Below are 14591 nucleotides of genomic sequence, written 5' to 3'. Positions count from 1 at the left end.
TCTAGACCATTTTTAATCGCGCAGCTGTGCCTCCTGAGAAGCCCGGTATCTCGCCTTATCTCAAAGCGCTACAAATTCACTCTTTGACCTTTTTAGAAGTCGCCTCCTTTTCCAGTACCACCGCCTCAGCTCGTTTCCGCTGCGCTTCCAGTAGCAAACGCTCGCGTTCCTCCAAGCGAATGGTTTCTTCCTGAAACTTGACCGAGTCCTGCCGCCACCGTGCGGTCACCGACGCGGTATAAGTAGGATTGGTTTGCATGGTCTCACGCCACAACCACGCACTGCGCTCGCGCTGGTCGCGCACGGCCGCTGCGTTCCACCACCCCCACCAACTCAGAAAGAGTAACGCCAGCACGCCTATGAATACCCAGACCCCATACCGCACGGCCTGCGTCAACGGCCGGTCCGGGTGGTGCCGCCGCACTTCCTCCGCTACTGCCTGCCGCAGTTGCTGCTCCAGCTCCTTGCTCACCCCCACCGGGGCCGGACTCGCGGGAGCGGGGGCTGGCTTCGCTGCCGTTTGTTGCAGAGCTAGTACAATAGTCGCCAACTTCTCCAGCGTCGGTCGGTAATCCACCGGGACCGGTTGCTCCACCAAGCTCTTTTTAACGCTGGCCACGTCGTCGGTCAGGCCCTGCAGGAGTTCACCAATGAGTTCGTTATTCATGAAGAAGGGGTAGATAGTTACTGCTTACTGGTTAATAGCTCAAGCCCTGGTCGGATGACCGGGGCCGCGGCTTTGCTTGTTGGGAAAGCTGCTGTTTCTGCGCTTGCTGCTCATTCTGTTCGAACGTCTTGGTCAGGCCCGCCAACGACATCGGACGCGCCAGTTGGCTTCCTTTAAATCGCTGCCCGTCCTGCTCAAAGCTGATGCCCGTCGCCTTCCCAGTAGCATTGAAATGCAGCTGCGCCGTGATGCCCCGCGCTTCCACGGCTTGGGTAAATTCGGGCAAACTCTTGGCCTGCTGGGCACACGCGTGCACCGCCTCCCGCAGCCGGATGCGGGCTTGGTCGTGGGCGGGCACATTGGTCAAGTTTTTGCGTTTTTCCAAGCTCAGGACTGGGGTCAACTCATACTTCTGCTCCAGCTTCCGCAGCAGTGTTTCACTGCGGGAATAGTTGTGGCTATCCCCTACTGTGTGGCCGTCGTCCGCCACCCGGTTCGCCACGATGTGAAAGTGTGGGTGGGGCCGGTCGTCGTGGCGAATCACCACGTACTGCCCCTTGGCGAGGCCCATTCCTTCTAGGTAATCCAACGCGATAGCCGCCATTTTGTCATTCGTCAACCGCTCCTTTTCCTCCGGAGGAAACGAGATGGACGTGTGCCACACCGCCCGTCCCAGTGAGGGGTTAAGCTGTCGCTGCTGCTCAAAGTCCTGGGTCATGGCCTCGGCGTCATAATCCCGCACACCCCGGCTCAGCAGCACCTCGCCCGCGCCCTGGTCAAGTTTCTTGAACTGGTACGCGACGCAGCCTCCGAAGCTGCGCCCGATGATAGTCTTGCCAATCATACCGCGAGTAGTTTGTTAAGCTCGTCTAGCAGGGCATCGGCCTTGACGGCAATGCTCCGAACCCCATCCCTGTGCGCCTTCTTTAGCAGCTGATTCAGCGTGTTGCCCAGCGCCCGTAACTCATGTAGGGCTGGCAGCGCAGCTGGGTCTAGCGTAGGCAGCACTTGGCCGGTGAGCACGGCCTGGCGACAGTAGTCTGCTACGGTTAGCCGTGCCGACTGGGCCCGCCGCTTTACCGCCAAGTATTCAATTTTAGTGAAGCGCACCGTAGCCCGGTCCGGGCGGGCCTCCGGGTTGCGGGGGCGGCCGCCATTACGTTTGGGCCGGGGCTCATCAGCAGTCAGGGAAGGGTCCATAGCAGAACAGGGGGAATAGGTCTTTGGCGACGATAGGAGCCAAAGCCAGCCGTTAATGGCGCAGAAACCGTAGGTTTTTGCCGCCATTAACATGGCTGGCTAAAACACGCGTCAGGGGCCGTCGAACAGACGGGAAAGAACGAGGCTAGGTTACAGCTAGAGATTAAATTGTCTGCGCTATTGAGCCGTAAGCCTGCCAAACTTCGGGCTGGTAATCATTCCATCAGCATCCTACTCCAATGAGTGTTAGAAGGAGTTAGTCGGATTTACCATGAAGTGGACTAACCGAAATAATCTGATTTCCACTCTTTCGGAAACCGGTAAAAGGGCGGGTATCGAAGTCATGTTTTGGGCAGAGCAAGACGCATAAGGCGCGAGGGATTGTCATCAGTCAACTGTGTTGGCTATTCGGTTCTCGCACTCATCTAGTCGGGATTCTTGTCGTGGGCTCCCCTTCCGGCAATCTCAATACGTGGGAGGCAGTTTCTACCCTCACATCTGAGCCCACGGTGGTTACACTGGCTTGGGTCGCCTGGCTCTTCCCAATGAATAGGCGCCTACTTTAACCGGTACTTGGCCGGCAAGCTAGGTCTGCAAATGGGTCCGGTTAGGATGGTATAAACAGCGTTTCTACTATCACGTTCACCCCTACCTGGTTAACTCCAGCCTACCTTCTCTCACCTTCCTAGTCGTACCCTAATCGAGGGTCATCTTAACACACATTAGTGGACAGGCATCGGCTATTAGCCCGCTACTAGGCGTAGCAGGTCCGGAGTGATTCTATGACATGTTGGCTGCCTTAGTAGCTTGTGACTTAACTATAAGCTATGGCGATTTAATGGCCATCTGGGCCACCGCTTAGCAGGATTGATATTCGAATCCTCCGCACGAAAAGCCCGCAGTTCCAGTGTGCTCCGCAAGCGATATACTTAGTCGAGCAACGAGCAGCTAGGCACAAACAATTAAGTTTATAGAGTCTGTTAAGAGGCTTTAACGCGAATAAACGGTCCGTCGATATAACTTGAACTTTAGTACTAATACGGTTTCTGGAACCGGTCGTAAGCTACGTGCGGGTCAGAGCCTCAACGGTGCTGCTTGCATCAGAGTTGATAAGCACATATCCTAACACAGCGCGGTTACCACTGCCATTCTGTTTCCTCAAAGGCTTCGTCCGAGAATGCCTCCAGCAACTCGCTTTCCGGTACCTGGCCCGGGGTGGTGGCGTGCTGAAAGCGCTCGTCCCAGCTCTGACGGCAGAGCCTAGTGATGGCTGTAATGAGCACTCCCTTTGGCGTAGGCTGCAGGTTTACCTCGCCAGCGAGTCGGTACTGCTGCAATAGCTTTTTGGGTAGCACAATCCCCTGGGAGTTTCCAATCTGAATCAGGCGCGTGTTCATAGAAGCAATGTACGGACGCTGTGCTACGGGTGGCTGGGTTCAGTGATTTGCAAGTAGGACGTGAAATCTGACCGCGATAACTGACGCGTGAATGAGTTTGCGAAAAACGACTTTTTATCAGTCAACCCCTCGTTTATCTCGCTCAGAAGCGTTGCCTATGCCCGAACCGAAAGCAATGAGGCCCTGGAATCACGGAATGACTGATAAAAAGTCGTCGTTAGCGTACGACCAATTAACTTAAATTCGCATAAGTGCCGCTGGAGCGCACTTATGTTAGAATCGGCCAGTATTTACTAGAGGTAAAGACGCTGCTGTTTGCCCAAATTTCTAACCAGCACATTGAATCACTTAATGAAGTATAATATAGTATAAAAATAGTGCAATCTAGTCGCGCCCTGGTGTACTTTTTATATGCCCATTTTTGCTGTTTTTTTCGGCTTGAACATCCCTTTAAAAGCCTTTTTACCTCTCGCGCGAGTCAACAACTTGTGTATTTTCTTTATTTGTACTATTTGCAGCGCCCATAAGTTTCTGGTTTACTGAGAGTTACAAGCACATAAAACGACTTTTTATCAGTTAAAAACGACTTTTTATCAGTTAAAAACGACTTTTTATCAGTTAAAAACGACTTTTTATCAGTTACCCCTTACTCAAACTACGACTTTTTATCAGTTAAAAACGACCTCGATAAAATAGGGTAGTTTTTATACTTATACGTCTATATTTGTAGTCTACCCCCCGCCCTATGGAAACTTCCGACGCGCTGCAGGTCCGGCAGCACAATGCCATCACTACTGCCCGGTATGACTACACGGCTTGTCAGCTGGACCTACTCTTCTTTCTGCTCTCCAAGCTTCGCCGGGAAGATGCGCCCAATCAAGAGTATCAGATTCACATGAACGAGGTGGTGGCCATGACAGGCCGCGAGTGGCACTACAAGCAGCTAAAAGAAGCTACTGAGTCCATGGGCTCGCGCATGTTCGAGGTGGAGAACGACGAGGCCTACGTACAGCTCTGGATGTTCCAGAAGGTGGAGTATGTCAAGGGCCAGGGCTATCTGCGCATCCGGTTATCGGAAGACATCCGGCCTTACTTGTTCGAGCTGAAGAACAACTTCACCTCGTTTCAACTCTTCTCGGCCCTGAAGATTTCCAGTAAGTACGCCAAGCGCATCTACCAACTGGCCTCCCAGTGGAAAGACATCGGCGAAACCAAGACCTACGACCTGGATGAGTTCAAGCTCATGCTCAAGCTTAAAGACGCTAAGGGCAAGGAGCCCGAGCAGTTCCAGCGCATCAGCGACCTAAAGGCAAAAGTGCTTGATATTGCCGTCCGGCAAATCAACGAAAACACCGAGCTGAAGATTGGCTACACGCTGCTCAAACAGGGCCGCTCCTTTCACGCCGTCCGCTTCTACGTCACCCAACAGCAGCCTAAGCAGCTGCCGATTCCCTTTGACGAGTCGCCGGAGCAGGCCCGGGTCGTAATGGCCCGTCGCCACTTGGAAACGTTGGGCATTAAGGATGCAAAGCTGGTCAGCCGCATTCTGGGCGATGAACAGCTGCTCAACGAGCTGTTCAAATTCATGTACCGGCTGAAGACCGATAAAATCAAGGCCGATAAAAACCCGGCTGGACTCCTGCTCACCGTTCTGGGGCTCAAGACGGCTAAAAGCAGTTAACACTCTGTGGCACTGGACCAAGTCGGCTGCGAAAACAGCAATGCAAACCTAAAAAGCCAGACGTTTTGAAAACGAGTATTACCGGTGTTACCCATGTTACTGGTGTTACTACATTGCCTTTCATGAGTGATTACAATGGGTTCGCTTAGCAGAATTGGGTTCTTGTCTCAGCTACCAAGTGAAGTTTGAGCATCAACCTAACCCTATCCATCAAATCCCTAATCCCTCAACAGATGCTCTAAAAAGCCAGCAACGGACCGCGGTGCGACGCTAACGATGTTTTTAGGCAGGCAGACTGCTTACCCGCCTGCCGCGTCGTTTACAGCGCGTCCCTAGGCTTTTCCCAATTGGTGGCCTAACGAAGCCTTGGCAAATCCACTCCAATCGCAAATTGTCAAGTTTTTGCCAGTAAAAACTTGACAAAAAAGGCTTAATCCTCTAGCTACTCATTGCTTTCGGGCCGTCGTCCCTGCTGGATACGCTGCCGGCGCTGTTGCTCTTGCTCCCGCGCCTGGGCCGGCCGGGGTGGAGCCGGGGCAGTGCCAGCAAAGAGCAACTCCAAAGCCTCCTGCAGGGCTTGCTTCTGGGAGTAGGTATACTCTCCCTGGGCGCGGCGGGCATGGACGTAATCGCGCAATTGCTCCAAGTGGCCCCGGCTCAGTACAAATGTTTGACGCACCCCATCCGGTGCAGACTTAGTAGCAGGGGATGATGAAATGGCACCGGTTATCTCATTGGTATTACCAGTGTTACCTATATTACTCGTATTACCTATGTTACCAGTATTATGTGCCGATTTCAGCTGCTCAGCGGGCTTTTTCGCGGGTACTGGCTCGTCGCTGAGGTCAAAAAAGTCGCGTTCAGATGTGGGCTTGGGCGCGTTCGGCTCACCGGGGCGGGGCAGGTTTTTAAAGGTCTTGGCCATGAAAAGCGAACGGATTAGCGGGTGAGAATTTCGGCTACCAGCGCCTGGTAGTCGGCCGCCCCGGCGCTTTGCGGGGCGTAGGTAAAGATGTCCTGGCCGAGGTGCGGTGCTTCGCCCAAGGCAATGCTCTCGCGGATGAAGCTGGTCAGCACCAGCCCCGGATAGAGCGTCCGCAGTTCTTCGGCCGTTTCGCGGCGCAGCACCTTACGGCCGTCGTGGCGGGTGAAAAAGATGCCGCCTACCGACAACTCGGGGTTCAGTCGCCGCCGCACCCGGCCGACCAGCTCCAACACTTTCTCCAATCCGTCGGCGGCATACATCTGGGCTTCCAGCGGCACGTAGAGCGCCTGGGCACAGGCGTAAGCGTTCAGCGTGACCAGGCCCAGGGCCGGCGGGCAGTCCAGCAGGATATAGTCGCAGCGCTCGCGCACGGGTTCGAGCAATTCCTTCAGCAGAAACTCGCGGTCCAGCTCGTCGCCTTTGACCTTCTCAAAACCCGACAGGGCCGGGGAGCCGGCCACCAGCGCTAAGTTCTCGTGCAGGGAGTAGGCTTTCAGGCGGTACTCGCCCAGCAGGGCACCGTACACATTCTGCTCAGCATCGGCCAGGCCCAGGCCATTGGTAAGATTGGCTTGTGGGTCCAGGTCCACCAGCAGCACCCGCTGGCCAGCACGGGCGAGGCCCGCCCCAACGTTGGCCGTGGACGTGGTTTTGCCGACTCCCCCCTTTTGGTTTGTAAACGCCAGAATCTTGCTCATACCGCAAACATACGCAACCGAATGTTACTCGTATTACCTATGTTACAAGTATTACTCTACTTTAAAACCTCCTAAACCATTAAAAAGGCCTATAGGGCCTATATTTAGGCGAAGTACTTTGTAGTGGATTCCTGTTTTTACTTCATGCCATTCGAAGACCACGCGGCTTATCTAGCCCTACGCACCTATTTAGAGTTCCTGCTGACGTCCTCTACCGACCAAGCCTTTTCTGACATCCCGGCGGCATTACGTTCCAGCTTGGCCGTGTTCATGGAAGGCAAGACGGTGTATCAGAATAGCGCCGGGCAACGGATGGTATATGCGACGGACTTAGCGGCATGGGCTAATGATGTGGTGCACGGGTCAGGCTTGGCTATTGCCCTCCCGTTGGCCTCCCTCAACGTGGCTGAGTTGCAAGCGACAACCAGCCCACCAACGGAATGCTAGCAGGCTTTGTTATAGCAGCAGGGGAATAAAATTACTCTAAGGCTACTGTTATGTTGGAATAAGTGCCAACAAACCTTAGTGGCCACTATGCTCAAAAGCTGCGTTCGTGGCTAACGGCTGGCAGGATGGGAGCCAAACTCAGCTGATAAAGCTGCCTCTGCCCCCTCGTAAAGTAGCTGTCGTTCTGGCTCGAAATTGTAGTAGATGTAGTAGATGTAGTACTGATTATGACGGCTGTAAGCATGTTAGGAGGGCAACAATAGTTGGAGCGGAAACAATGGTAGGGGGAGCTGGTCTGTTAGGTCTTGGTCCAACTGAGTTTGTGGTGGGCGGGGTGTCGCAGAATACGACCAATTTAGCGGCGTTGCTGAATATAGGATAGGAGGAAGCAAAAGCCTCTGCGTCAGGGCTATAATGGGCGCTAACGGTCTGTGCGACAACAGCAAATGTCAAATGCGATTTTGAGGCCACATTTCTAAAACAGGTCAGTATCCCGCTGGAAGAAGCCCCCTATCACTAATACGATAATATTGTGACATAGCTTGCTAATTGTCTGACGTCAAGCTACTTTCATCACAGTCCTATTTCTCACAGTAATCTTTACAGTCATGAGCAAAAATTACTTATTAACGTTAGCCACAGTATTGCTGGCCAGCGTAACCATCAATTCGCTGACTGCGCAGCAGATGACAGTACCGATAAAGGGTAGTGTGACCCCAACCATGATGAAAGGCGGTGTCACAACAGCAGCGGCACCCCCAACCACCAACTGCTTCGACCTGTATCCAATACCGGCCATAACGTATGGCAATCCTGATGCAACGACAACGATAAGTGCAAATGGAGGCACATTTATCTTCGGTCAGAACGCGGGTATTAGAGGGGACCTACGACTTGAAAATGGCACGTTTGAAGTGAATCCAGGAAATACTCTTTCCTTCTTTACATCACCTGTAAATGGAGAGCCAACGGGAAAAATTATCGTTGGCCTCGGGGCGACTCTGCGTATCAACAATGCCACTATTCGGGGCACTTGCAACTCCTGGTTTGGTATTGTTATGGAAGGGAACGTATCAGGAGCCCAATTATATATTCAGAATAACAGCCGGATCAGCAATGCTAAATATGGCGTGTACGCACCACTACAGCCAGCAGATATTAATTTTGATACATTCTACTATATTCAAAACTCAACCTTTAGCAATAATCTTAATCATATTTATGACTATTCGAAACACATTAGCCCAGGGAGTTCTAGCCTTATTGAGGCATGTACATTCACGTCCGACAATATGCAAATGCTACCTCCGTATAAATACACCAGCCCTACTTCAAACTATATAACATATCAGGCGCTCTTTATAAACCCGTTTACGTATGGTCCAGGCCAAACTCCACCTAACTCCGGGTCGGTTCGTGTAAACGGAAATACAATTATCAATGCTGTTTACGGAATCGTGAATAATGTAGGCGACCGTGACTTTGTGTATATCACGAATAATACACTTCGCTCAATTTACACGTTGGGAATCTGGACCAGGCAGAATCAAGGCGTGAATGTAAACGGCAATAGCATTGAATTGAACGCCAGCCGCAGTATCAACACCTCTCAGATTTCTCCAACTGGAAGTTCAACGGGCATCAACTATTACTACGCTAATGCCAGCGGATTTATGAACGAAAACCGGATAACAGGCCAAAATCCTGCTGACCAAACCAATTACAAGTATCAGACAGGTATCATAGCGGACGGCTATCAAAGCTTATCCCGCAATACGTTTCAACAACTCAATACGGGAATTGAAATGGGAGCAAGTCCGTTTGCTATGTTTGATAATAAACTAACGGATTGCATTAATGGCGTAGTGTTTCCAACCAGTAATTTCTCTATTATTCAGCGAACTGGTATGGCGCAGTGCAACACGTTTGAAAAGCTGAATAGCTCCCTGGGAACTACCTATGGCTTCAACGCACCAGGCGGAAATGCCTGGATGCCCTCGTTAGGTCAGCCCGGTAATCCAAACGGCAACCGCTTCTCTGGTATCGATGTTGGAGTATATAACCAAGGGGCGAATGCCAGCGTGAATTACCATCGCCTAAATTCTTCACAGGAAAATTTAGGAACTGTTATTGGCGCTTCCATAGTACCTGAGAATAGTGTTTCGCCTATTAGCTATTGCCTGAACAAGAATGCTTTTAATAACAATGGAGTAAATGCCGCACGACAACAATCCGTTTCGGCTGCTGCTGTAAAAATGCTAATGGACTCGTTGAAATATGAGCGGGTATCATTTGTCCAACAAAAGGAATATCAGCGCGTCATCGTCTCTTATTTTGAAAGCCAGAGTGACTTGCCGGGGTTGGCCCGATATGCGGAAATGCTGCGTGCTGCTAGTCCGGAATCCTTCGGAACCATTGGCTTTTATTTGCTGAACGCCTACATCCGAGAAGGTAATGTGGCAGCTGCCCAAGCTATGCGGGCTTCCTTGCTGCGCGCTTTCCCTCGCGAAGCAGAAGTACGCAGCCGCATTCTGCTCTACGACGTGCTGGCCCGCCGGCAGAATTGGCCGCCAGCCGGCCAGCGCCTGCCGCAGGCCGATAGTGCGGCGCTGCACGCCATATACACATCCAATACGTCGGTGGCGGAACAAGCGGCGACGTGGTTGCGTTATTACTATCCCCACGCCGCGCCCTACCGCAGCCAACTAACCGCGCATCCCGCCGCCGCCACTGCCGAGAGCAGTATGAAAACCCCGCTGGAAGCTACTGCCTATCCCAACCCGGCAACCAGCTCGGTACAGATGCGTTATACATTGGCGCATACTGCGCAACGCGTTGAGCTGCAGCTGACAAATCTGCTAACGGGACGGATGGTATTGACGACTGACTTATCCCCCAAAGCTGGCGCGCACGACCAGCGTATTGATGTAAGTCACTTGCCTAGCGGCCACTACGCTTATCGGCTGTTGGTAGATAGTCGGGTTGGCCCGACGCAACACTTAGTTGTTGGAAAATAGTAGGCCTTGCCTTTCGGGCTAACCGACATGGTAGCCCGAAAGGCAAGTATCCAATATGATGAAATGGGTTTTCATTTGGGTGCTCCTGCTGCTAGGCGGTAAGAGTGCCCTCGGCCAGCAAATCGTGCGCGAACGGTTAGTACGTGGCCGCAATTTCGCACCAGCAAGCGCAACAATTAGAGCAGTATTTACGGATGAAGGGAATTTGCTGCTTTCTGGCGTAACGGGAGGTTTGCCGACAGTCAGAAGCTATTTACGCTTACTGACCCCTTCGCTCGACACACTTTGGACGATTGATAAAGGGTTTGTAATCGATGTTCCGTGGCATTTGTCATTACGTAGTCGGGCTGGGTATGCAACTTCTAGCTCGGTTACCAACGGCCTCAACATTAATTCTTCTACCATAGAATTATCCCAATACGCTTCCCTACCAACGACACCTAGATGGACTCGCAGCTATTCTAGTACAGTCCAGGACCGTAGCTTCGGGTTGCTGGAGGCAAACGACGGCTATTTCATCAGCATTCACTCCCCGGCAGCCAGCCAGACCACCGACTACCGGGCGCAATGGACGCTCATGAAAACCGACACGGCTGGCGCGGTGCTCTGGCGGAAAATGTACGGGCGCACCGTCAGTGATGCGCCCACCTATACCTGCTACACCCAAGACGGCAATATTCTGATGACCGGGCAGACCTCGCCGCCTGGGGCTGGCCCCATGGTCAGGCTACTGTTGCTCAACCCGGCCGGCGACTCGCTGCGCGGGCTGAGCTACTCGCCGTTTGGGCTCGGCCGGGCCTTGCTCAACAACTTCAACTCTAATGACCGCACGCTACCGCTGCGTGACCGGGGCTTTCTGCTGCTGGCGCGGCTGGATACGGCTATTGGCTCGCCCATTCCGGTGGTGCTGAAGGTAGATGCGCAGCTACAGCCGCAGTGGTCATTTGCCTACCGCCCGCCCATCGGCGGGGGGCTACGAAATGCCATCAGCTTTGCGGGCATGTGTGAGCTGAGTGATGGCTCCGTGCTGGTGCTGTCGGCTAATAGTGCCGGCATCACTACCAATCTGCCCTACACGCTCCTACGCCTCAGCCCCACGGGCCAGCTGCTGAACACGTACCCGCTGCTGAGCCAAATTTGCGCCCAGGTGCAGCCGCATAAGCTGCTAGCCGACGGTGACAGCGCCGTATATATATTCGGGCGCTGCGTGGCGGGCAGTCCCACGTTTGGCGAGCTGTACACGGCGCGCATCCGGCTGCGGGGGCTACCAGGTATCGTCACCGCGACGGCTACTCCCAGGGCCGTAGCCGGCGCAGTGGCGCTAGAGCCGCCTTACCCCAACCCAGCCAGTAGCACGGCCACCGTGGCCTACCGCCGCCCACCACGCAGCGGGCGGGCGGAACTCCAACTCACTAATATGCTGGGCCAGGTGGTGCGCCGCTGGCTGCTGGTCGCTGGCGGCAGTGGCACGGTGGTGCTGGAACTGGGTGGGCTGCCGGCGGGCGTGTATCTGTGTGCGCTCCGGGTGCCGGGCTGGCTCCCGGCCACGCGCCGCCTTGTGGTGGCACCCTAGAGGTTAGGCCAAGGTATTTGGACGAGTTGTCAGAACAGAGCCAGCCGTGACGCTTAACAGTGAATGGGGTCGCACTATAGTAAGAACGGAAAACAACGCTAAGGCCAGTTAATCAGATTCCGGTGGTGGGGTGTCTCAGGAAACGGGCATTTTTTCGGCCCAGTAAATAGCGCACGGAAAAAGCAGCAGAAAGTGGTCTGCAACTGTCTCATTAGCTGTTCTCATTATTCAACGGCTCACTATCTTTGCCCCCGTTGACTTATCGAGAAAAGCACTATGATTTTTGGTTATGCCCGCGTTAGTACCCCCGACCAGCAGTTGCATTTACAGACCGACGCGCTGCAAGCCTACGGCTGCGTGGAAGTCGCTCAGGAAAAAGTGTCATCGGTCAAAGAGCGGCCAGCTCTCCGGCACCTGCTGACCCGCTTGCGGCCGGGCGATACGCTCGTGGTGTGGAAGCTCGACCGACTGGGCCGTTCGCTCAAAGACCTGGTCACCCTAGTCAGCGGCTTCCAGCAACAGGACATTCACTTTGTCAGCCTGCAGGACCACTTGGACACGACGACGGCACAGGGCCGGCTGATGTTTAACCTGTTTGCCTCTCTGGCCGAGTTTGAGCGCGATATTATCCGGGAACGAACGAAAGCCGGCCTGACGGCCGCCCGCGCCCGCGGCCGGCAGGGCGGGCGGCCCAAGGGGCTGTCCAAAGAAGCCCTGTCCAAGGCCCAGGCCGCGAAAACGCTCTACCTGCAGCAGGATAAGACGGTGGCGGAAATCGGCCAGCTCCTAGGGGTCGGCCGGGCCACCATTTACCGCTACTTGGCGTACCTGGGGGTGGCAACCGGCGGAAAAGCGCAGGAATCGGCGTAGTTGCCGCATTGCCGGGTGCCTGCTTGTGACGGCCGCCGTCAGAAAGTCTTCAGAATTGCCGGCTACCTTTCTGCTGTTCCTAACCTTGCTCTCCCGTGAAGCTGCTGATTGTAGAAGACGAGCCCGCCCTGCGCACCTCCTTGGTGGAGTACCTGCGCCAGGACGGCTATGTTGTGGAAGCCGCGGCTAGTTACGAGCAGGCCCACGAGAAGATTAAGCTCTACCAGTACGACTGCGTGCTGCTGGATTTGACCCTACCCGACGGCAACGGGCTGGACGTGGTGCGCACGCTCAAAGCCGACCGCTCCCCGGCCGGCGTACTCATTATCTCGGCCCGGGGGGCGCTCGACGACAAGGTGCTGGGCTTGGAGTTGGGGGCCGATGACTACCTGGCCAAGCCGTTTCACCTCTCGGAGCTAAGCGCCCGGCTGAAGGCCATTATCCGGCGGCGGCAGTTTCAGGGGCAGCGCCACCTGCTGTTTCAGGAGTTGACCGTGTTTCCCGACCAGGCCCAAGTGCTGGTCAACGGCGAGCCGGTACTGCTCACGCGTAAGGAGTTTGACTTGCTGCTGTACCTGCTTACCCAGCCCGGCCGCGTGCTAACCAAGGAGTCCATTGCCGAGCACGTCTGGGGCGACGCGGCCGATGCGGCCGACTCCTTCGACTTTCTCTACACCCACCTCAAGAACCTGCGGCGTAAGCTGCAGGAGAAAGGAGCCGGGGACTACATCCGCTCCGTCTACGGGGTAGGCTACAAGTTCAGCGCGGAATGAAGCTGCTGGCCGCCACCAACCGCTACTACCTGCTGCTGGCCACCGTGCTCTTCACAGTGGGCAGCGTACTGCTGTACTACGGCGTGCGCTGGACGCTGCAAAGCGAGGTGGAGGAGCGCCTGTTTCAGCAGCGCGACTACCTGCGCGAGCAGGTGCAGCGCACCGGCCGCCTGCCCGGCACCCCGTTCGAGGGCCGCATGCAGTTCAGCCCGCAGCGGCAGCCGGAAGGCCTGCGCGACACCCTGCTGCTGGAACCCCTGGAAAACGAGCTGGAGCCCTACCGCCAACTCACGTTCCGGCTGCAGCTCAATGGGCAAACCCAGTGGGTATCGCTGAGCAAAGCCTTACTGGAAACCTACGAAGTCCAGCGCCTGATTCTGCTGCTGCTGGTGGGCGTGCTGGGCACGCTGCTGCTGGGCGTGGTGGTACTCAACCGCTGGCTGACCCGCCGCCTCTGGGCCCCATTTGAGCAGACCCTGCACCAGCTGCGTGGCTATGAGGTGCGCCAGCATCAGGTGCTGCAGCTGCCCGCTACCCGCATCGAGGAGTTTGCCCAGCTCAACCACACGCTTACCCAGTTGAGCGAGCGGGTCGCGGCCGACTACGCCACACTCAAGGAGTTCACGGAAAACGCGGCCCACGAAACCCGCACCCCCCTGGCCATCATGCAGGCTAAGCTGGAGCAGCTGCTCCAGCTGCCCGATCTGCCCGCGCCAGCCGGCCCACTGGTGGGCGACCTGTACGCGGCCGTGCAGCGGCTGGCCCGCCTGCACCAGGGCCTGACGCTGCTCAGCAAAATCGAAAACCAGCAGTTTGCCGCCGCCCAGCCGGTGCCGCTGGCCGAGCTGCTGCGCGAAAAGCTGAGTCAGCTGGAGGAGTTCATCCAGCAGAAAGACCTACAGCTGGACGTACAGATCAGCGCCGAGCAGGTACTTATGATGCACCCGGCCTTGGCGGATTCGTTGCTCAGCAACCTGCTGCACAACGCCATCCGGCACAACCAGGCGGGTGGCCTGCTGCGGGTGGAGATGACGACCACCGAGTTGATTGTCACCAATGCCGGCCCGGCTCTGGCGGCGCAGCAGGATCCTGTACATTTTTTCGAGCGGTTCCGCAAGCAGAACGCAGCTTCCGAGTCGCCCGGCCTGGGCTTGTCAATTGTGCAGAGCATCACAGCTTTTTATGGCTTTACCGTGACGTACGACTACGTCCCGGAGCCGCCATGGCATACGCTGCGCGTCCGGTTTGGGCCGGTGGCCGTCCGGCCCTGACAACTACAGAAT

The 14591-nt window shown here is 55.2% G+C and carries 13 protein-coding genes; 7 read left to right on the top strand and 6 right to left on the bottom strand.

Annotation, left to right across the window (positions count from 1 at the left end; all coding sequences use genetic code 11):
* Positions 1-76: 76 nt before the first annotated feature.
* From H8B14_RS20260 to H8B14_RS20245, 4 genes are all read right to left on the bottom strand, one after another.
* The gene (locus H8B14_RS20260; protein ID WP_187317498.1) at positions 77-667 is read right to left on the bottom strand and encodes a hypothetical protein; all 591 of its coding nucleotides are present in this window, start codon (positions 665-667) and stop codon (positions 77-79) included.
* 31 nt (positions 668-698) lie between these two features.
* Complete coding sequence (locus H8B14_RS20255; RefSeq protein ID WP_187317497.1) at positions 699-1511, bottom strand: relaxase/mobilization nuclease domain-containing protein; 813 nt, start codon at positions 1509-1511, stop codon at positions 699-701.
* Positions 1508-1867, bottom strand: coding sequence for a plasmid mobilization protein (locus H8B14_RS20250; protein ID WP_187317496.1), 360 nt, complete (start codon positions 1865-1867; stop codon positions 1508-1510). The genes H8B14_RS20255 and H8B14_RS20250 overlap by 4 nt, the downstream gene beginning before the upstream one ends.
* A gap of 1136 nt (positions 1868-3003) precedes the next feature.
* The gene (locus H8B14_RS20245; protein ID WP_187317495.1) at positions 3004-3264 is read right to left on the bottom strand and encodes an AbrB/MazE/SpoVT family DNA-binding domain-containing protein; all 261 of its coding nucleotides are present in this window, start codon (positions 3262-3264) and stop codon (positions 3004-3006) included.
* Positions 3265-4009: 745 nt separating this feature from the next.
* Here H8B14_RS20245 and H8B14_RS20240 point away from each other — a divergent pair.
* Positions 4010-4945: a replication initiation protein gene (locus tag H8B14_RS20240; protein WP_187317494.1), complete on the top strand. Its 936-nt coding sequence runs from the start codon at positions 4010-4012 to the stop codon at positions 4943-4945.
* 442 nt (positions 4946-5387) lie between these two features.
* On the opposite strand, the gene H8B14_RS20235 is transcribed toward H8B14_RS20240, so the two are convergent.
* Positions 5388-5870: a hypothetical protein gene (locus H8B14_RS20235; RefSeq protein WP_187317493.1), complete on the bottom strand. Its 483-nt coding sequence runs from the start codon at positions 5868-5870 to the stop codon at positions 5388-5390.
* Positions 5871-5884: 14 nt separating this feature from the next.
* Positions 5885-6628, bottom strand: coding sequence for a ParA family protein (locus H8B14_RS20230; protein WP_187317492.1), 744 nt, complete (start codon positions 6626-6628; stop codon positions 5885-5887).
* Positions 6629-6772: 144 nt separating this feature from the next.
* Here H8B14_RS20230 and H8B14_RS20225 point away from each other — a divergent pair, with 144 nt between their 5' ends.
* The 6 genes from H8B14_RS20225 to H8B14_RS20200 all read left to right on the top strand — a co-directional run bounded on the left by H8B14_RS20225 (position 6773) and on the right by H8B14_RS20200 (position 14579).
* Positions 6773-7075 (top strand): hypothetical protein, encoded by a 303-nt coding sequence (locus H8B14_RS20225; RefSeq protein ID WP_187317491.1) that lies wholly within the window; start codon positions 6773-6775, stop codon positions 7073-7075.
* A gap of 608 nt (positions 7076-7683) precedes the next feature.
* Complete coding sequence (locus H8B14_RS20220; protein WP_187317490.1) at positions 7684-10092, top strand: T9SS type A sorting domain-containing protein; 2409 nt, start codon at positions 7684-7686, stop codon at positions 10090-10092.
* Between the two features lie 490 nt (positions 10093-10582).
* On the top strand, positions 10583-11665 hold the full coding sequence (locus H8B14_RS20215) for a T9SS type A sorting domain-containing protein (RefSeq protein WP_187317489.1): 1083 nt from the start codon (positions 10583-10585) through the stop codon (positions 11663-11665).
* A gap of 276 nt (positions 11666-11941) precedes the next feature.
* Positions 11942-12535 carry a recombinase family protein gene (locus tag H8B14_RS20210; RefSeq protein ID WP_187317488.1) on the top strand — a complete coding sequence of 198 codons (594 nt, stop codon included), beginning with the start codon at positions 11942-11944 and terminating at the stop codon, positions 12533-12535.
* Between the two features lie 95 nt (positions 12536-12630).
* Positions 12631-13308 carry a response regulator transcription factor gene (locus H8B14_RS20205; protein WP_125435006.1) on the top strand — a complete coding sequence of 226 codons (678 nt, stop codon included), beginning with the start codon at positions 12631-12633 and terminating at the stop codon, positions 13306-13308.
* Entirely contained in the window at positions 13305-14579 is a 1275-nt protein-coding gene (locus tag H8B14_RS20200) for a sensor histidine kinase (protein ID WP_187317487.1), read from the top strand. Before H8B14_RS20205 ends, H8B14_RS20200 begins: the two co-directional genes overlap by 4 nt.
* Positions 14580-14591: the final 12 nt, after the last annotated feature.

The sequence above is a fragment of the Hymenobacter puniceus genome, assembly GCF_014333525.1.
Classification (GTDB): Bacteria; Bacteroidota; Bacteroidia; order Cytophagales; family Hymenobacteraceae; genus Hymenobacter.
This window is presented reverse-complemented; position numbering and strand designations above follow the sequence as displayed.

Bases quoted from the DNA above. Each gene is read 5' to 3' on its own strand.
- H8B14_RS20260 (WP_187317498.1), bottom strand. From the start codon at position 667: ATGAATAACGAACTCATTGGTGAACTCCTGCAGGGCCTGACCGACGAC.
- H8B14_RS20255 (WP_187317497.1), bottom strand. From the start codon at position 1,511: ATGATTGGCAAGACTATCATCGGGCGCAGCTTCGGAGGCTGCGTCGCG.
- H8B14_RS20250 (WP_187317496.1), bottom strand. From the start codon at position 1,867: ATGGACCCTTCCCTGACTGCTGATGAGCCCCGGCCCAAACGTAATGGC.
- H8B14_RS20245 (WP_187317495.1), bottom strand. From the start codon at position 3,264: ATGAACACGCGCCTGATTCAGATTGGAAACTCCCAGGGGATTGTGCTA.
- H8B14_RS20240 (WP_187317494.1), top strand. From the start codon at position 4,010: ATGGAAACTTCCGACGCGCTGCAGGTCCGGCAGCACAATGCCATCACT.
- H8B14_RS20235 (WP_187317493.1), bottom strand. From the start codon at position 5,870: ATGGCCAAGACCTTTAAAAACCTGCCCCGCCCCGGTGAGCCGAACGCG.
- H8B14_RS20230 (WP_187317492.1), bottom strand. From the start codon at position 6,628: ATGAGCAAGATTCTGGCGTTTACAAACCAAAAGGGGGGAGTCGGCAAA.
- H8B14_RS20225 (WP_187317491.1), top strand. From the start codon at position 6,773: ATGCCATTCGAAGACCACGCGGCTTATCTAGCCCTACGCACCTATTTA.
- H8B14_RS20220 (WP_187317490.1), top strand. From the start codon at position 7,684: ATGAGCAAAAATTACTTATTAACGTTAGCCACAGTATTGCTGGCCAGC.
- H8B14_RS20210 (WP_187317488.1), top strand. From the start codon at position 11,942: ATGATTTTTGGTTATGCCCGCGTTAGTACCCCCGACCAGCAGTTGCAT.
- H8B14_RS20200 (WP_187317487.1), top strand. From the start codon at position 13,305: ATGAAGCTGCTGGCCGCCACCAACCGCTACTACCTGCTGCTGGCCACC.